This window comes from Kitasatospora sp. NA04385 (genome assembly GCF_013364235.1).
GTDB lineage: Bacteria > Actinomycetota > Actinomycetes > Streptomycetales > Streptomycetaceae > Kitasatospora.
Map to the genome: position 1 here is coordinate 2,490,901 of NZ_CP054919.1, position 16,337 is coordinate 2,507,237.

Consider the following 16,337-nt stretch of genomic DNA (forward strand, 5'->3'; position numbering starts at 1 on the left):
GTAAGCCGATTGGCCTCAACTCGCGCAAGTGGGGTGAGTAGGGCGGGATTTGGCCGCAATCCACGCATTGCACCGGTCTCCGGCACCACAACGGCCGTTCCCATCCACATCCCGAAAAGGTTAAGACTTGCTCCCGTAACGTTCCCGCCGTACGGCAGCGCCAGGATGGCCACCAGTTGTTGTGTTCGGAGGCCGGTCGGGTGGCCTCCTCGGAGAGGTCGGGGCGGGACGCGATGACCGTACGCAATACGAGGCCGGATGCGGCCGATGTCCAAATGCTCAGAGCGGAGTTGGACGAACTCCTGAGAGCGCGGCAGTTCGCCGCGCAGCGCGAGCGCCGGCTCGCCGAAGCCGTCCGGGGCGGCCACGAACCCGACCACGCGCCCGCGTACGGTCGCCCGCCCCGGCAACCGGATCCCGAACTGGTACGACAGCTCGCCCAGGCGCAGAACCTCCGCGAAGGACTCGGCGCGCGCTGCCTGGAACTGAGCGACCGCCTCCTCGCCGCCGAGGACCGGCAGTTGGCGGTACGACTGGCCGAGGCACCCGCTGCCCACGCCTCCGCCCACGCTCCCGGCCCGAACGATGCCTTCGGAGGCCAGCTCGGGGGCCCCCGATCCCACCGCCCGACCGGGCTGGCCGAGCCAACCGGGCCGACTGCCGCCCCGGTGCTCCCGCAGCGCTCGTTCCCGACCGGGGCCCGCTTCGGTGGCGGGCACCGCCCTGATCCCGCCCATGACTTCAACTCCACAGCTGGCGGCTCCACCGGCACGACCGACACGACCAGCACCATCGGCGCCTCCGCTTCGACCGCGCCCCCGGCCGCGGACGCCCCGCCGCTGCGCGGTGCCCGGTTCAGGACCAGCCGCCCCCTCCGCTCCAGCAGGAGGAACGACGACCGCGGGGCCTCCCCGTCCGCACCGCCCCACACCGACACCGGCCCCGCCGGACGCGACACGGCCGCCCGGGGCAACGGCCCGAGCGCCGGAAACGACGAACACCTCGGCACCTCGTGGGCCAGAACACACTCTCCCGGAGACGGGCTTGGCGGCACCAAGGCGCCCGGCACCGACTCCTGGCGCTCCGACCGGCCGCGCACCGGTCGCGACAACAGCACGCACGACGGCAGGGGGAACGGCAGCGCGAACAACAGCAGCCCCGACGCCGGGTTCCAGGGCGCCGGGGCCGGCGCGGGGACGGCCCCGGAGGCGGGCGGGGCGCGGCTCCGAACCGGTGCCGAGCTGATCGCCCTCGTCCAGCGGATCACCGACCTGCACCGGCAGGGCGCGGTGCACGAGTCCGCGGCCATCGTGGGGCAGGTGGCGCTGATGATCGCGCCGGCCGACCTGGTCGGGCTGGCGGCCCTGCTGCACGGCGAGGGACCGGCCGGTTCCTCCACCTACCTGGCCAGGTCCGTGGCCCTCGGCGCTCCGGAGCACGCGGCGGCCACACTGGCGGAACTGCGCCGCGAGGGGCTGGTGGAGGAGGCGGCCGACCTGTTCCACGCCCTGTGGACGGTGAACGCGCAGGCGCTTCCCGCTCTGCTCGCCGCACTGGAGCAGTCGGGGCAGTCCGCCGACGGGCAGACCCTGCTGTGGGAACGGGCCTCCGCTCCTGCCGGTGAACTTTCCGAGCTGGCCCGGTGCCTGCGGGCCTCGGGACGTTCCGGCGACGTCCACCACCTGCTGCGCCAGGCCGCGGGCCGACCGGTCGGAGAGGTCGCCACGATCGCCGCGGCGCTGGACGAGGAGTCTGCCGCCGAATTGGTCCGGGAGCTGGTGCGGATGCGTTCGGCCGACGACGTGGGCCAGTTCGCGGCCGCGGTCCGGGATTCGGTGGAGCTGTACAACGCGGTGCTGTTCGCCACGGACGGCCTGGAGGAGAGCCGGGCCCGCAGCGTGTTCGCGGCGCTGCGCACCGCAGGGCTGCCGACCGAACCGGCCGCCCGGCCCCGGTCGAAGTCCCGCCAGCGCCGCTGACCGGGCCTCCGCGCGGGCACCGCACCGCACCGCACCGCGCGTCCCGGACCGCACACCCCGCCCGGATATCCAGGCCCGCGCACCCTCGCACTCGTCCCGCCCACTCGTCCCGCTTGCTCGTCCCGACCGCCCCGCTCGGCACGCCACTCGAACGGGCCCGCCCGGCAGGGCGGTCGGGAACTTCAACGGACGGGGCCCGAACGCCGAACGGCCGGCGGACGCCCCTGCGAAGGGGTGTCCGCCGGCCGGACGGAGAACTGCGGCTCTGCTCCGGGGCCCGGTGTCAGCAGCCGATCAGGCGGGTGGCCAGGTAGGACTTCACCTGGTCGAGCGACACGCGCTCCTGCGCCATGGTGTCGCGCTCGCGGACGGTCACCGCGTTGTCCTCGAGGGTGTCGAAGTCGACGGTGACGCAGAACGGGGTACCGATCTCGTCCTGACGGCGGTAGCGCTTGCCGATCGCGCCGGCGTCGTCGAACTCGACGTTCCAGGCGGAGCGCAGGTCGGCGGCGAGGCCGCGGGCCTTCGGCGAGAGGTCGGCGTTGCGGGACAGCGGGAGCACCGCGACCTTGACCGGGGCGAGCCGGGGGTCGAGCCGCATGCCGACGCGCTTCTCCATGACGCCCTTGGCGTTCGGCGCCTCGTCCTCGAAGTAGGCGTCGAGCAGGAAGGCCAGCATGGCGCGGTTGAGGCCGGCCGCGGGCTCGATCACGTACGGGAAGTACCGCTCGTTCGCGTCCTGGTCGAAGTACTTGAGGTCCTGGCCGGAGTGCTCGCTGTGCACCGTCAGGTCGTAGTCGGTGCGGTTGGCCACGCCCTCCAGCTCGGAGAACTCGCTGCCGCCGAAGTTGAAGCGGTACTCGATGTCCACCGTGCGCTTGGCGTAGTGGGAGAGCTTCTCCTTGGGGTGCTCGAAGAAGCGCATGTTCTCGGTCCGCAGGCCGAGGTCGACGTACCAGTTCCAGCGCTGCTCGAGCCAGTACTCGTGCCAGGTCTCGTCCTCGCCCGGCTTGACGAAGAACTCCATCTCCATCTGCTCGAACTCGCGGGTCCGGAAGATGAAGTTGCCGGGGGTGATCTCGTTGCGGAAGCTCTTGCCGACCTGGGCGATGCCGAACGGCGGCTTCTTGCGCGTGGTGGTCTGCACGGCGCGGAAGTTGGTGAAGATGCCCTGCGCGGTCTCCGGGCGCAGGTAGGCCAGGCCGGCGGCGTCCTCGGTGACACCGAGGTGCGTCTTCAGCATGCCCGAGAACTCCTTGGGCTCCGTGAAGGCGCCCTTGTTGCCGCAGTTCGGGCAGTTGAGGTCGGCCAGGCCGTTGGCGGGGAGCTTGCCGTGCTTGGCCTCGTAGGCCTCTTCCAGGTGGTCGGCGCGGAAGCGCTTGTGACAGGAGAGGCACTCGGTCAGCGGGTCGTTGAAGGTCGCGACGTGGCCGGAGGCCTCCCAGACCTCGCGGGCGAGGATCACCGAGGAGTCGATACCGACGACGTCCTCCCGAGCGGTGACCATCGCGCGCCACCACTGGCGCTTGATGTTCTCCTTGAGCTCGACTCCCAGCGGACCGTAGTCCCAGGCGGCACGGGTACCGCCGTAGATCTCGCTGCAAGGGTAGACGAAGCCACGGCGCTTGCTCAGGCTGACGATCGTGTCGATCTTGTCGGCGGCCACAGTGCTCTCTTCAGTACGACGGCACGGTCAGGGCGCGGCTGGTTGCGCGCGCCCGAATAACTCAGGGTACCGGGGATGCAGGGGCGGGGTTCAACTCGATAGTGGCACGGGAGGGCCGCCGGGTGGCTGTACCGGGAGTGAACAGCCGTGCGTTCTCCGGCGTGTTGGGGGTCGCCCGGTGAAGGTGCGGTGCCCGGACGGTACAGGCGGCGGCACCGGCGGGGCGTGGCTGGTAAGGGACGGGCCCACCCAATGCAAGTTGACAATCATTTCCAGATAAGATGAGAATGGTTGTCATGAGGATTCGCCGCACGTCCACCCCGATAGCACTCGCCGTCACCGCCCTCGCCGGATCCCTGCTGCTCTCCGGCTGCGGCGGCGTCAGCAGCGCGGCGGGGAAGGACGGCGGCCGGCTGGAGGTCGTGGCCTCCTTCTACCCGATGGAGTTCCTGGCCCGGCAGATAGGCGGGGAGCACGTCAAGGTCACCGACCTGACCGCTCCCGGAGTCGAGCCGCACGACCTGGAGCTGACGGCCAAGCAGGTCGCGGCCGTCCAGCGGGCCGACGCGGTGGTCTACCTGAAGGGCCTGCAACCGACCGTGGACAAGGCGGTCGAGCAGTCCCACGTCAAGCACGCGGTGGACGCCACCGCCGTCTCCCCCCTGGTGGACCACCACCTCGACGAGGGCGGGGAGGACGGGACCGAGGCGCACGACGGCGAGCACGAGGACGAGCACGGCGGCGCGACCGGTGACCCGCACATCTGGCTGGACCCGACCCGGTACGCGGCGGTGGCCCGCGCCGTGGGCGCCGAACTCGCGGGGATCGACCCCGCCAACGCCGCCGACTACCAGCACAACACCGACGACCTGGTGGCCCGGCTCGGCTCCCTGGACCAGGAGTTCAAGGACGGCCTGACCGGTACCGCCACCCGGACCTTCGTCACCAGCCACGCCGCGTTCGGCTACCTCGCCGACCACTACGGACTGGAGCAGGTCGCGATCAACGGGGTCGACCCGGAGGCCGAGCCCACCCCGTCCCGGATGGCCGCGATCCAGCGCGCCGCCAAGGAGAACGGCGTGACCACCGTCTTCTTCGAGGCCCTGGTCAGCCCCAAGCTGGCCGACACCGTGGCCGCCGACCTGGGGCTCAAGACCGCCGTGCTCGACCCCCTGGAAGGGATCAATGAGCCGGACCGGAACGACTACTTCTCCGTCATGCGGCAGAACCTGACCAACCTGCGGGCCGCGCTCGGCGCCCGCTGAGCCCTCCCCGGACACCCCGGAACCACCCCGGAACCACCGCGGATCTCCCGGGCCCTCCCGGAACCCGGAACCTCCCGGAACCCGGGGCCTGAGACCCGGAACCGGGTGCCCGAACCCCACCTGGAAGCACCAGAGCCCGCCCCGACCCACCCGGGCCCCTCCGAAACGGACCTGAGCGAGCGGCGAGAGCAGAGCGAGGAACCATCATGAGTGCTGTCATTGCCACGACAGACTCCGACCGGCCGCATCCGTCCTCCCCCGAGGACGCCGGGCCGGCGGTCGTCGGGCTCCGGGGCGCGGTCGCCACCGTCGGGGGGCGGCCGGTGCTCCGCGGCGTCGACCTCACCGTCCGGCCGGGCGAAGTGGTCGCCCTGCTGGGCGCCAACGGGTCCGGCAAGTCCACCACCGTGAAGAGCGTGATCGGCTCGGTGCCGCTGGAGTCGGGCACCCTGGAGCTGTTCGGCCGGCCGTACCGCAGGTTCCGGGACTGGCACCGGATCGGGTACGTCCCGCAGCGCACCACCGCCGCCGGCGGGGTGCCGGCCACGGTGCGCGAGGTGGTCTCCACCGGGCGGCTGCCGCAGCACGGGCTGCTGCCGTTCCGTCGCAAGGACCGGGCCGCGGTGGACCGGGCGCTGACCGCCGTCGGCATGCTGGAGCGGGCCGGGGACGGGGTGGCCCACCTCTCCGGCGGACAGCACCAGCGGGTGCTGATCGCCCGCGCCCTGGTCGGCGCCCCCGACCTGCTGATCATGGACGAGCCGATGGCCGGCGTCGACGTGGACAGCCAGCAGGTGCTCGCCGACATCCTCCGCACCGAGGTGGAACGCGGCTGCGCGGTGCTGCTGGTGCTGCACGAACTCGGGCCGCTGGAGCCGCTGATCGACCGCGCCGTGGTGCTCCGCGACGGCTGCGTGGCGCACGACGGACCGCCGCCCCGGGGCGTCGGCCAGCACGCGCTGCCCGGTCACGACCACGTCCACCCGCACGCCGACGACCACCACCGCACCACCCAGGGGCTACTGACATGATCGAGATGTTCCAACCCGACTTCATGCAGCGGGCGTTCCTCGCCGCCGTCCTGGTCGGCGTCACCGCGCCCTCGATCGGCATCTACCTGGTGCAGCGCCGACAGGCGCTGATGGGCGACGGCATCGGGCACGTCGCGCTGACCGGTGTCGGCCTCGGCTTCCTGTTCCAGGCCAACCCGATGTGGACGGCGGTGCTGGTCTGCGTGCTGGGCGCCGTCGTGATGGAGCTCGTCCGGTCCCGCGGCAACCAGCGCGGCGACATCGCGCTGGCGATGCTCTTCTACGGCGGCATGGCCGGCGGCAAGCTGCTGGTCTCGATGAGCAGCCAGTCCGGCGCGGGCAGCCTGGAGAGCTACCTCTGGGGTTCCATCCTGTTCGTCTCCCCCGGCGACCTGGCGGTGATCGGCCTGCTCGCGGCGGTGGTCCTCGCGGTCACCGTGGGCCTGCGCCGACAGCTGTTCGCGGTCTGCCAGGACGAGGAGTTCGCCCGGGTAACGGGCCTGCCGGTGCGGGTGCTGAACCTGCTGATCGCGGTGATGGCCGCCGTCACCGTGACGGTCGCCATGCGGGTGGTCGGCCTGCTGCTGGTGAGCGCGCTGATGGTGGTCCCGGTGGCGGCCGCCCAGCAGCTGACCCGGTCCTTCGCGGCCACCCAGGCCACCGCGATCGGCGTGGGCGTGGTGACGGCGCTGCTCGGCGTCGGCACCTCTTACCAGGCCGACCTGCCGTCCGGCCCGACCATCGTGTTCCTGGCCATCCTCACCTTCGCCCTGTTCAGCGCGGTCGCCGCACCGCTGGCCCGACGGCGCCACCGGGCGTCCGCCGAGCACGGCCCGGTGGTGTGCGACGTGGCCCTGCCCGACGGCGCCGCCGGGAGTTCCCCGGGCGGGTCGGGAACCACCGGAGGCCCGGCGGCAGTCCTGGGGGGAACGGAGCCGGTCCGGGCACCGGCGGGGACGACGACCGATGCACCGCTGCCGGGGGAGTCGCTGTCAAGTCGGGGGCTGGCACAATGATGTGCGAAACCACCCGATCAGCAGGAGGACCCACGGTGACCACCGCAGGCCCGTCGCCGCGCGCGCGATCGACTCGGCAGCGCACCGCCGTCTCGGCGGTCCTGGACGAGATTGAGGATTTCCGCAGCGCGCAGGAACTGCACGACATGCTCAAGCACCGGGGCGACTCGGTGGGTCTGACCACCGTCTACCGCACGCTGCAGTCGCTGGCCGAGGCCGGCGAGGTGGACGTGCTGCGCACCGCCGAGGGCGAGGCGGTCTACCGGCGGTGCAGCAGCGGGCACCACCACCACCTGGTGTGCCGGCACTGCGGGGCGACCGTCGAGGTCGAGGGCCCCGCGGTCGAACGCTGGGCCAACGCGGTCGCCGCCGAACACGGATTCAGCGACATCGCGCACACCCTGGAGATCTTCGGCACCTGCGGCGACTGCGCCGCCAAGCAGCAGACGGAGTAGCCGCCCGGCGGCCGGACGGCGGAACCCGGCCCCGGCAACGGCGAGGGCCCGAATCGGAACAGTCCGATCCGGGCCCTCGGCGTAGCCCCGAGCAGGGCCAGGGCCAGGCCCCGCCGTGGCCGGGGCTACGGCCCAGGCCACGGCCGCGCCGCGGTCAGCGCTGGGGCGGGAGCTCGGCGGCGACGTCGTTGGGCAGCGCCCCGCCGAAACGGCGGTCGCGGCGGGCGTACTGCTCGCAGGCGCGCCACAGGTCGCGACGGTCGAAGTCCGGCCAGAGCACGTCCTGGAAGACCAGCTCGGCGTAGGCGGACTGCCAGGCGAGGAAGTTGGAGGTGCGCTGCTCGCCGCTGGGGCGCAGGAACAGGTCGACGTCCGGCATGTCCGGGTAGTACAGGTACTTGGCGAACAGCTTCTCGTTGACCTTCTCCGGGTTGAGCTTCCCGGCGGCGACGTCGCGGGCGATGGCCAGCGCGGCGTCGGCGATCTCGGCCCGGCCGCCGTAGTTGAGGCAGAAGTACAGCGTCATCGCGTCGTTGCCCTTGGTCTGCTCCTGGGCGACCTGGAGCTCCTGGACCACGCTCTTCCACATCCGCGGCATCCGGCCGGCCCAGCGGATCCGGATGCCCATGGCGTCCATCTCGTCGCGGCGGCGGCGGATCACGTCCCGGTTGAAGTTCATCAGGAACTTCACCTCGTCCGGGGAGCGCTTCCAGTTCTCGGTGGAGAAGGCGTACAGCGAGAGGTTCTTGACCCCGACCTCCAGGCAGCCGCGCAGCACGTCGAGGACGACGCCCTCGCCGACCCGGTGGCCCTCGGTGCGGGGCAGGCCGCGCTCCTTGGCCCAGCGTCCGTTGCCGTCCATGACCACCGCGACGTGGTTGGGGACCAGCTCGCCCGGGATCTTCGGCGGCTTGGCGCCGCTCGGGTGCGGGGCCGGAGCCTCGTACGTCCGCTTGCTGCCGAACAGCCGTCGCGCGACCATGCTCACTTCTCCACGTATCTCATCGAGCGGATGCCCCGCTCCAGGTGCCACTGCAGGTAGGCGGCCACCAGCCCGCTGCCCTCGCGCCAGTACCGCGGCTCGCAGCCGTCGGCGGTCTGCCAGTCTCCGGAGAGCAGCGCGCCGAGCAGTACCAGTGTCTCAGGGGAGGGTACGGCACTTCCGGGCACCCGGCAGTCGCCGCACAGCACGCCGCCGGCCTGGAGCGAGAAGAAGCGGTTGGGGCCGGGCAGGCCGCAGCGGGCGCAGTCGGTGAAGCTCGCGCCGTAGCCGTTGACGGCGAGCGAGCGCAGCAGGAAGGCGTCCAGCACCAGGTGCGACTGGTGGGTGCCGGCGGCCAGCGTGCGCAGGGCTCCGACCAGCAGCAGGTACTGCTGGACGGCGGGCTGGCCCTCGTTCTCGGCGAAGCGCTCGGCGGTCTCCAGCATCGCGGTGCCCGCCGTGTAGCGGGCGTAGTCGTCGACGATCCGGGCGCCGTAGGGGGCGATGGTCTCCACCTGGGTGCACAGCGGCAGGGTGCGGCCGACCAGGTCGCTGCCGCGGCTGAAGAACTGGATGTCGACGTGCGAGAAGGGTTCGAGCCGGGCCCCGAACTTCGACTTGGTCCGGCGCACCCCCCGGGCCACCGCGCGCACCTGGCCGTGCTGGCGGGTGAGGAAGGTGATGATCCGGTCGGCCTCGCCGAGCTTCTGGGTGCGCAGCACGATGCCGTCGTCGCGGAAGAGACTCATGGTGGAACCCATTGTCCCGCACCCCGCCGACAGCCCGGCCGGACGAGGGAGGTGGCGGCGCGCAGCCGTGAACCCGCACCGGGGTTGTGGGGGCTTTCACCCGTGCGGTGCGGGACACGGCGGGCCCGGGAGGGGGGAGTTTCGGGCCCGGCTCATGGGTGGTGCGGTGGTGCGGAGGTGCAGAAGGCGGAGAACGGGGGACGGGGAGCAGCGGGAAGGGGGAAGGAGCGTGGCGGGAGCGGGTCGGGTCAGTGCGGGGCGCGGGTGGCCGCCTCCAGCAGCAGGCCGACCTGCTGGTCGGTGAGGCGCAGGCAGCGGCCGACCACGGCGAGCACGGCCCGCTCCTGCGGGAGGTAGCGGCCGTCGGCGAGGGCGATCACCGCGCCGAGGGTGAGCAGTCGTTCGCGGCCCTGCACGGCGAGGTGCGGGGCGAGCGGTTCGAGCGCGGCGTGCAGTTCGACGGCGAGCCCGCCGCCCTCGGCGTCCACGTCGATCGGTTCGCCGCCGCCGTGCCCGGAGAGCGCGGCCAGCGCGGCCAGCACCTGGGCCTCGCCGCAGTCGTCGAACCCGGCTTCCCTGATCACCGCGCAGGCCGCCTCGCGCCCGCCGCGCCCAGCGGTGCCGCCGGCCGCGAGCGCGGCCAGGGCGATGGTGTACTGGGCGTCGCGGAGCATCGCGCCGAGCCGGACCGAGGTCAACTGGTCCAGGGCGTCGACCCCGTAGCGGCCGCGGCAGGACGTGCACTGGACGCTGCGGACCACGCCGCCGAGCGGCAGGACCGGCGTCCCGAGCAACCGCAGCCACCGCCGGCCGTGTTGCCGGCGGTAGTTGCGGTCTCCACCACAGCCCGGGCAGAAGAATTCACCGAGGACATCCGTCCGCCACCGAGGGCGAACACCCCACAACCCTGTCACGGCGCCACTCCCCAGACATGGCAGGCGGCCTGCACATCAATGGGCAGGTCACGCGTCCGGACGCCGGAGTCGTCCCACCGACCCCGGTTCCGGTCCGACGATGTTGCCACGGTTACCGGCTCGTGTCAGCACCCTGAACGGGTGCCGAGGGGAAAATTTGTGACCGGGACCACATGTGACCGCCGACACTCCCCGAACGCCCGCACCGCGAGCCGGATATCTCCTGATGATCCGTCAATGCCCGCTCGCAGCACGCAAGGAGCAGCGCGCGAGAAGCAGCACCCAAGGAGCAGCACGCGAGAAGCGGAAGAGGCGGGAAGGACCCGCGCGGGCCGGGAACGCGAAGGGGACCCGCCGGTGGCGGGCCCCCTCGGAGCGCACGGGCGGGCGCGGCGGCGTCAGTCGCGCTGCGCGGCCCGGTTGACGGCGCTGACCAGGGCCTTCAGCGAGGCCAGCACGGTGTTGCTGTCGACGCCCACGCCCCACAGCACCTTGTCGCCGACGGCGCACTCGACGTACGCGGCGGCCTGCGCGTCGCCGCCCTCGCTCAGCGCGTGCTCGGCGTAGTCCAGGACGCGGACGTCCACGCCGATCGAGGCCAGCGCGCTGACGAACGCGGAGACCGGGCCGTTGCCGGTGCCGGTCAGGGTGACCAGGGCGCCGTCCACGACCGCCTCGGTGCTCAGCACGTCGCGGCCGTCCTCGGTGGTCAGGCTGCGGGAGCCGCGCAGCGAGATCCGGCCCCACGGGTTGGCCGGGGTCGGCAGGTACTCGTCCTGGAAGACCGCCCAGATGTCGGCGGGGGTGACCTCGCCGCCCTCGGCGTCGGTCTTGGCCTGGATGATCCGCGAGAACTCGATCTGCATCCGGCGCGGCAGGTCCAGCTTGTGGTCGTTCTTCAGCACGTAGGCGATGCCGCCCTTGCCGGACTGCGAGTTGACCCGGATGACCGCCTCGTAGCTGCGGCCGACGTCCTTCGGGTCGATCGGCAGGTAGGGCACGCCCCAGGTGTGCTCGGAGACCGGGACGCCGGCGGCGGCCGCGTCGGCCTCCAGGGCGTCGAAGCCCTTCTTGATCGCGTCCTGGTGCGAGCCGGAGAAGGAGGTGAAGACCAGGTCGCCCGCGTAGGGATGGCGCTCGGCCACCGGCATCTGGTTGCAGTACTCGGCGGTGCGGCGGATCTCGTCGATGTCGGAGAAGTCGATCATCGGGTCGACGCCCTGGGAGAACAGGTTCATCCCGACGTTGACCAGGTCCAGGTTGCCGGTGCGCTCGCCCTGCCCGAACAGACAGCCCTCGACGCGGTCGGCGCCGGCCATCACGGCCAGCTCGGCCGAGGCGACGCCGGTGCCCCGGTCGTTGTGCGGGTGGGTGGACAGGCAGACGAACTCGCGGCGCGACAGGTTCCGCGACATCCACTCGATCTTGTCGGCGTAGACGTTCGGGGTGGAGCGCTCGACGGTGGTCGGCAGGTTCAGGATGATCTCGCGGCCCTCACCGGGCTGCCAGACGTCCATCACCGCCTCGCAGACCTCCAGGGCGTAGTCCAGCTCGGTGTCGATGAAGATCTCCGGCGAGTACTCGTAGCCGAAGACCGTCTCGTCGCCCAGGATCTTCTCGGCGTACTCCATCACCAGGCGGGTGCCGTCCACCGCGATGGCCTTGATCTCGTCCCGGCTCGCCCGGAACACCACCCGGCGGAACAGCGGCGACGTCGCGTTGTACAGGTGGACGGTGGCCCGCGGCGCGCCCTTCAGCGACTCGACGGTGCGCTCGATCAGGTCCTCGCGGGCCTGGGTCAGCACCGAGATGGTGACGTCCTCGGGGATCGCGCCCTCGTCGATCAGCGAGCGGACGAAGTTGAAGTCGGTGGCGCCGGACGACGGGAAACCGACCTCGATCTCCTTGTAGCCCATCTTCACCAGCAGGTCGAACATCTTGCGCTTGCGGGCCGGGGACATCGGGTCGATCAGCGCCTGGTTGCCGTCGCGCAGGTCGGTGGACAGCCAGCGCGGGGCCCGGGTGATCACCTTGCTCGGCCAGGTGCGGTCCGGCAGGTCGACGGTGCCGAAGGGTACGTAGCGCTGGAACGGCATCCCCGAGGGCTTCTGCTGCACGGTGGCGGCGGTGATCGGGGTGGGGCGGTCGACGAACGCGCGGGCGACGGAGGACTGTTCGGTCATGGGTGAGGCTCTCGGCTTCCCTTGTCGAAGGCGGTCTGCGGTCGGGGGATACAGGACACCCGAACTCGGCCGACTGAATGCGCCGCGAAAGACCACGCTGGGCGCAACACGACTCCCCGCGGCGAGGGGGCCGGCCTTGACTGGACTACAGGCCCTCGCCGCGGCAGCTAAGAAGAAGCAGCCGGATACGCATGATGCATCCACTGTAACAAGACGGGACGGGCCGACGCAGTGAGCCCCGCCACGATCCCATCCAGTGAGACGGCCGCCCGACCGCGGCCGACCGCCGGAAAGCCCGGGAGAGCTGCGGGAAGTTGGCGAAAAGCCTCGGCAAAGACCTTCGTTGCGTAGCACACTGACAACCATGCGTATCCAGGTCACCCGCACCGGCGGGTTCGCCGGCCTGCTCCGGTATGCCGAGATGAACACCGAGGAGCGCGCGGACGCTCCGCACGTGCACGCCCTGGCCCGCGAAGCGGTGGCCGGCGGGCTGCGCGCGCCCGCGTACGGCGTGCCCGACGGGTTCCACTACGAGATCACCGTCGACGGCCGCACCGTCCACTGCGCCGATCCGAAACTCACCGACTCCCAGCGCGAACTGGTCAGCCTGGTGCTGCGCGAAGGCGCCTGACCGGACGCCCGGGCACCACCGGACCGGCCCCCGGGCGCCCGGCCACCCCCCGGGCACCACCCACGACACCGCCCGTGGCACCGTCAACGCGCCGACGCGGCAGGGGCCGTTCAGATCCAGCCGTCCAGCGAGGCCAGGAAGCCCGCCGGGTCGTCGCGGTGGATGCAGTGCCCGGCGCCGGGCACGGTGCGCACCTCGAAGCCGCGGCGGCGCAGCTCGGCGGCGTCCCGCTCCGGCACCAGGCCGCTCGGGTCGGCGAGCTGGACCAGCGAGGGGACGACCGGGGCGCGCGGCAGCAGGGAGAGCTCCGGGTGCTCCCACAGGCCGAGCGCGGTGTCGGTGTCCCAGAGCGCGAGGGCGGCGAGTTCGGCGTCCACGTCCTCGGCGGCCCGGTCGGGGTGCAGGCCGGTGATGAAGTCCCTGGTGCCGAAGCGCTTGAAGTCGACGAACGGCTCGGGGCCCATCCCGGGGCGGTCGTAGACGAACGCGGGGTCGCTGTAGACCGCCCGGGCGGGCTTCAGCCGCTCGACGGCCAGGTGGAGCGCCAGCGCGCCCATCGAGTGGCCGATCGCCAGGTCCGCACCGGCGGGCAGGGTGTCGACCAGGTCCTCGGCGAACAGCTCCGGCCCGTACCGCTCGGCCGGGGTCGCGCCGGTGCCGCGCGGGGAGGCGCCGTGGCCGCGCAGGTCGACGGCGACCACCCGGTAGCCGCGCTCGGCGAGCGCGGGGCCGATCACCCGCCAGGTGCGGTGGTCGGCCTGGATGCCGTGGACCAGCAGCGCGGTGCGCCCGCCCGTGCCCCACTCGTGGGTGTGCAGTTCCATCCCGGCCGACCCCTCCCGATGCGACGTGCCGTCAGAAGCCGAGCTTACGCAGCTGCTTGGGGTCGCGCTGCCAGTCCTTGGCCACCTTGACGTGCAGGTCCAGGTAGACCGGGGTGCCCAGGAGCGCCTCGATCTGCTTGCGGGCGGTGGTGCCGACGTGCTTGAGGCGGGCGCCCTTGGCGCCGATCACGATGGCCTTCTGGCTCTGCCGCTCGATGTACACGTTGGCGTGGATGTCCAGCAGCGGCCGGTCGGCGGGACGGCCCTCGCGCGGGATCATCTCCTCGACCACCACGGCCAGCGAGTGCGGCAGTTCGTCGCGCACGCCCTCCAGCGCGGCCTCCCGGATCAGCTCGGCGACCATGGTCTGCTCGGGCTCGTCGGTGAGGTCGCCGTCCGGGTACAGCGGCACGCCCTCGGGCATGAGCTTGGCCAGCAGCTCGCCGACCAGCTCGACCTGCTGGTCGCCCACGGCGGAGACCGGGATGATCTCGGCCCACTCGATGCCGAGTTCGGCACCCAGCTGCTGGACGGCGATCAGCTGCTCGGCGAGCCGCTTGGAGTCGACCAGGTCGGTCTTGGTGACGATCGCGACCTTCGGCGTCTTGCGGATCTCGGCGAGCTCCTTGGCGATGAACTTGTCGCCGGGGCCGAGCTTCTGGTCGGCGGGCACGCAGAAGCCGATCACGTCGACCTCGGCCCAGGTGCTGCGGACCAGGTCGTTGAGCCGCTCGCCGAGCAGGGTGCGGGGCTTGTGCAGCCCGGGGGTGTCGACCAGTACGAGCTGGGAGTCGGGGCGGTGCACGATGCCGCGCACGGTGTGCCGGGTGGTCTGCGGACGGTCGGAGGTGATCGCGACCTTCGTCCCGACCAGGGCGTTGGTCAGGGTCGACTTGCCCGCGTTGGGACGGCCGACGAAACACGCGAACCCGGAGCGGTACGGGGAGGAAGGGGCATTCATGGCACCCATTGTCGCCGATCCGCGGCGCCGTCCCGGTCACCGGGCACCCGGCCGGTCCCCCGGACGTCCGGTCGGACGTCCGGTCGGCCCCGGGCGTCCGGCCGCGGGGGCTCAGTCGGCCTTCTTCTTCCCGCCCCCGGTGATCGCGCCGACCAGGACCAGTGCCAGCAGGGTCAGGGTGCCGGCCAGCCACCACGGGGAGCCGGTCTCGTGCCAGCGTCCGAAGCCCATGACGCAGAGGATCAGTCCGCAGAAGAACGCCGCGACGCCCATGTCCCCTCCCCCGCCGGAACCGGCCCCGGCCGATGCGATTATCGCACCCAGGGGATCCAGAGGGCCGACCGCAGGGGCGGCGGGGCCCCTTCCGGACACCCCGCCCGCCCGGGCCCCACCCGCTCGGGCCCCGCCCTGCCGCGTCAGCCGCGACGAGCCGCTCTCACTCCGCCGCCACGGCCGCCTTCAGCACTCCGTCCGGCCCAGCCAGCAGCACCGGCGTCCCGGCCCCGCCCAGGTCCCGCACGGCGGCCAGGTCGTCCGCCGCCGGCGCGTCCGCCTCGGACACCACCGCGGCCGCCTCCAGGCCCTTCGCCCCGCTCGCCACCGCCATCGCCACCGCCGTCCGCAGCGCGCTCAGCCGCAGCGACTCCAGCGCCACCGTCCCGGCCACGTACGTCCGCCCGGTCTCGTCACGGACGGCGGCCCCCTCGGCCACGCCGTTGCGGGCGCGGGCCGAGCGGGCCAGCGTGATGATCTTCTTGTCCTCGGGGTCCAGCTCGGAAATCTCGGTCATGGCCCCGAGCATAGTTACCGCCCGCCACCCGCCGGACGCCCCGCCCAAGCCTCGGTCAGCGCCGCTTAGTCAGCGCCACCGGCCCCCGTCGGCTCAGCGCCACCGGCTCAGTGCCCGGTCGGTTTGGGCGGTCCGGGCCGGAGCACCTTCACCAGGGCGGGCGGGCCGTCCGGCAGCGCGTCGTCCTTGGCGTGGCGCCGCTTCCAGTACGGGTTGTCCTGCGGCAGGTGGCTGCCGACCCTGCCGTACATCCCGAAGGTCAGCACCACGAAGCCGAACACGAAGCTGAAGATGACGTTGGAGATGTGGAAGGCGAGCCGGTTGGCACTGGAGTCCAGCACCATCAGGCCGACGAAGCCGGCCAGCACGAACAGCACGCCCATGATCATGTTGATGTTGGAGGCGGTGTTGCCGCCGATCACGGCGCCCAGGATCAGGATCCCGCCGGCCACCAGCGAGAGCACGCTCAGCGCCCCGTTGCTGGACAGGCCGATCACCTCCTTGCCCGAGGTGTCCAGGAACCCGGGGTGGGTGCCGGTCAGCCCGAGGATGCCGAACACCACCAGGAACAGCCCGCACAGGCCCGCGCCGTAGCGGTAGACCGTGCCGAGCCGGTGGTCGACCGGGAGTTCGTCGTGCAGTTTCATCAGGTCCTCCCCGCGTGCTCGGTGCGGAGGAACGGCACTTCGTGGAGGTACAGCGACCCGCACTGCTGGCAGCAGTGCAGCCCGGTGCCCCAGGCCTCCTCCGGCCTGCTCTCGGCGTCCGAGGCGATCTCGGCGCCGCACATGCCGTGCGAGGGGTCGGCGGCACGGACCACGTGCCACCTGGCCACCTCGCCGGCCGGCCCGTTCGGGCCGTACTCCGCGCGCAGTAGATGTGCCATGTCTT

At 72.1% G+C, this 16,337-nt stretch carries 17 protein-coding genes; 6 read left to right on the forward strand and 11 right to left on the reverse strand.

The window, feature by feature from the left end; all coding sequences use genetic code 11:
- The first annotated feature begins 275 nt into the window (after positions 1-275).
- Complete coding sequence (locus HUT16_RS10860) at positions 276-1,979, forward strand: hypothetical protein (protein ID WP_176187776.1); 1,704 nt, start codon at positions 276-278, stop codon at positions 1,977-1,979.
- 283 nt (positions 1,980-2,262) lie between these two features.
- Here the strand turns inward: HUT16_RS10860 and HUT16_RS10865 are convergent, their stop codons facing one another.
- The gene (locus tag HUT16_RS10865; RefSeq protein ID WP_176187778.1) at positions 2,263-3,645 is read right to left on the reverse strand and encodes a glycine--tRNA ligase; all 1,383 of its coding nucleotides are present in this window, start codon (positions 3,643-3,645) and stop codon (positions 2,263-2,265) included.
- 296 nt (positions 3,646-3,941) lie between these two features.
- Between HUT16_RS10865 and HUT16_RS10870 the strand changes: the two genes are divergently transcribed.
- The 4 genes from HUT16_RS10870 (at position 3,942) to HUT16_RS10885 (ending at position 7,412) form a co-directional block, all read left to right on the forward strand.
- Positions 3,942-4,910, forward strand: a complete 969-nt coding sequence (locus tag HUT16_RS10870; protein WP_176187780.1) for a metal ABC transporter substrate-binding protein — start codon at positions 3,942-3,944, stop codon at positions 4,908-4,910.
- Positions 4,911-5,116: 206 nt separating this feature from the next.
- Positions 5,117-5,941, forward strand: coding sequence for a metal ABC transporter ATP-binding protein (locus tag HUT16_RS10875; RefSeq protein ID WP_176187782.1), 825 nt, complete (start codon positions 5,117-5,119; stop codon positions 5,939-5,941).
- Complete coding sequence (locus HUT16_RS10880) at positions 5,938-6,957, forward strand: metal ABC transporter permease (protein ID WP_254897754.1); 1,020 nt, start codon at positions 5,938-5,940, stop codon at positions 6,955-6,957. The genes HUT16_RS10875 and HUT16_RS10880 overlap by 4 nt, the downstream gene beginning before the upstream one ends.
- 35 nt (positions 6,958-6,992) lie before the next feature.
- On the forward strand, positions 6,993-7,412 hold the full coding sequence (locus tag HUT16_RS10885; protein WP_176187783.1) for a Fur family transcriptional regulator: 420 nt from the start codon (positions 6,993-6,995) through the stop codon (positions 7,410-7,412).
- Between the two features lie 154 nt (positions 7,413-7,566).
- Here HUT16_RS10885 and HUT16_RS10890 read toward each other — a convergent pair whose 3' ends face one another.
- The 4 genes from HUT16_RS10890 to leuA all read right to left on the reverse strand — a co-directional run bounded on the left by HUT16_RS10890 (position 7,567) and on the right by leuA (position 12,240).
- Entirely contained in the window at positions 7,567-8,394 is an 828-nt protein-coding gene (locus tag HUT16_RS10890; RefSeq protein WP_176187785.1) for an isoprenyl transferase, read from the reverse strand.
- 2 nt (positions 8,395-8,396) lie between these two features.
- Positions 8,397-9,143 carry a DNA repair protein RecO gene (gene recO, locus HUT16_RS10895; protein ID WP_033215919.1) on the reverse strand — a complete coding sequence of 249 codons (747 nt, stop codon included), beginning with the start codon at positions 9,141-9,143 and terminating at the stop codon, positions 8,397-8,399.
- A 248-nt stretch (positions 9,144-9,391) separates the two neighbouring features.
- On the reverse strand, positions 9,392-9,937 hold the full coding sequence (locus HUT16_RS10900) for a TerB family tellurite resistance protein (RefSeq protein ID WP_368662680.1): 546 nt from the start codon (positions 9,935-9,937) through the stop codon (positions 9,392-9,394).
- 518 nt (positions 9,938-10,455) lie between these two features.
- Complete coding sequence (gene leuA / locus HUT16_RS10905; protein WP_176187789.1) at positions 10,456-12,240, reverse strand: 2-isopropylmalate synthase; 1,785 nt, start codon at positions 12,238-12,240, stop codon at positions 10,456-10,458.
- Between the two features lie 364 nt (positions 12,241-12,604).
- Between leuA and HUT16_RS10910 the strand changes: the two genes are divergently transcribed.
- Positions 12,605-12,871 (forward strand): protealysin inhibitor emfourin, encoded by a 267-nt coding sequence (locus HUT16_RS10910; protein WP_176187791.1) that lies wholly within the window; start codon positions 12,605-12,607, stop codon positions 12,869-12,871.
- 110 nt (positions 12,872-12,981) lie between these two features.
- Here the strand turns inward: HUT16_RS10910 and HUT16_RS10915 are convergent, their stop codons facing one another.
- From HUT16_RS10915 to HUT16_RS10940, 6 genes are all read right to left on the reverse strand, one after another.
- Positions 12,982-13,695: an alpha/beta fold hydrolase gene (locus tag HUT16_RS10915; RefSeq protein WP_176187793.1), complete on the reverse strand. Its 714-nt coding sequence runs from the start codon at positions 13,693-13,695 to the stop codon at positions 12,982-12,984.
- A 31-nt stretch (positions 13,696-13,726) separates the two neighbouring features.
- On the reverse strand, positions 13,727-14,656 hold the full coding sequence (era, locus tag HUT16_RS10920) for a GTPase Era (RefSeq protein ID WP_176187795.1): 930 nt from the start codon (positions 14,654-14,656) through the stop codon (positions 13,727-13,729).
- A 111-nt stretch (positions 14,657-14,767) separates the two neighbouring features.
- On the reverse strand, positions 14,768-14,929 hold the full coding sequence (locus HUT16_RS10925) for a hypothetical protein (protein ID WP_176187797.1): 162 nt from the start codon (positions 14,927-14,929) through the stop codon (positions 14,768-14,770).
- A 163-nt stretch (positions 14,930-15,092) separates the two neighbouring features.
- Entirely contained in the window at positions 15,093-15,446 is a 354-nt protein-coding gene (locus tag HUT16_RS10930) for a cytidine deaminase (protein ID WP_176187799.1), read from the reverse strand.
- A gap of 107 nt (positions 15,447-15,553) precedes the next feature.
- The gene (locus HUT16_RS10935; RefSeq protein ID WP_176187801.1) at positions 15,554-16,093 is read right to left on the reverse strand and encodes a DUF4383 domain-containing protein; all 540 of its coding nucleotides are present in this window, start codon (positions 16,091-16,093) and stop codon (positions 15,554-15,556) included.
- Positions 16,093-16,332 carry a hypothetical protein gene (locus HUT16_RS10940; protein ID WP_176187803.1) on the reverse strand — a complete coding sequence of 80 codons (240 nt, stop codon included), beginning with the start codon at positions 16,330-16,332 and terminating at the stop codon, positions 16,093-16,095. The genes HUT16_RS10935 and HUT16_RS10940 overlap by 1 nt, the downstream gene beginning before the upstream one ends.
- Positions 16,333-16,337 lie beyond the last annotated feature (5 nt).

Bases quoted from the DNA above. Each gene is read 5' to 3' on its own strand.
- HUT16_RS10870 (WP_176187780.1), top strand. From the start codon at position 3,942: ATGAGGATTCGCCGCACGTCCACCCCGATAGCACTCGCCGTCACCGCC.
- HUT16_RS10935 (WP_176187801.1), bottom strand. From the start codon at position 16,093: ATGAAACTGCACGACGAACTCCCGGTCGACCACCGGCTCGGCACGGTC.
- leuA (WP_176187789.1), bottom strand. From the start codon at position 12,240: ATGACCGAACAGTCCTCCGTCGCCCGCGCGTTCGTCGACCGCCCCACC.
- HUT16_RS10925 (WP_176187797.1), bottom strand. From the start codon at position 14,929: ATGGGCGTCGCGGCGTTCTTCTGCGGACTGATCCTCTGCGTCATGGGC.
- HUT16_RS10915 (WP_176187793.1), bottom strand. From the start codon at position 13,695: ATGGAACTGCACACCCACGAGTGGGGCACGGGCGGGCGCACCGCGCTG.
- recO (WP_033215919.1), bottom strand. From the start codon at position 9,143: ATGAGTCTCTTCCGCGACGACGGCATCGTGCTGCGCACCCAGAAGCTC.
- HUT16_RS10875 (WP_176187782.1), top strand. From the start codon at position 5,117: ATGAGTGCTGTCATTGCCACGACAGACTCCGACCGGCCGCATCCGTCC.
- era (WP_176187795.1), bottom strand. From the start codon at position 14,656: ATGAATGCCCCTTCCTCCCCGTACCGCTCCGGGTTCGCGTGTTTCGTC.
- HUT16_RS10910 (WP_176187791.1), top strand. From the start codon at position 12,605: ATGCGTATCCAGGTCACCCGCACCGGCGGGTTCGCCGGCCTGCTCCGG.
- HUT16_RS10930 (WP_176187799.1), bottom strand. From the start codon at position 15,446: ATGACCGAGATTTCCGAGCTGGACCCCGAGGACAAGAAGATCATCACG.
- HUT16_RS10860 (WP_176187776.1), top strand. From the start codon at position 276: ATGCTCAGAGCGGAGTTGGACGAACTCCTGAGAGCGCGGCAGTTCGCC.
- HUT16_RS10890 (WP_176187785.1), bottom strand. From the start codon at position 8,394: ATGGTCGCGCGACGGCTGTTCGGCAGCAAGCGGACGTACGAGGCTCCG.
- HUT16_RS10880 (WP_254897754.1), top strand. From the start codon at position 5,938: ATGATCGAGATGTTCCAACCCGACTTCATGCAGCGGGCGTTCCTCGCC.
- HUT16_RS10940 (WP_176187803.1), bottom strand. From the start codon at position 16,332: ATGGCACATCTACTGCGCGCGGAGTACGGCCCGAACGGGCCGGCCGGC.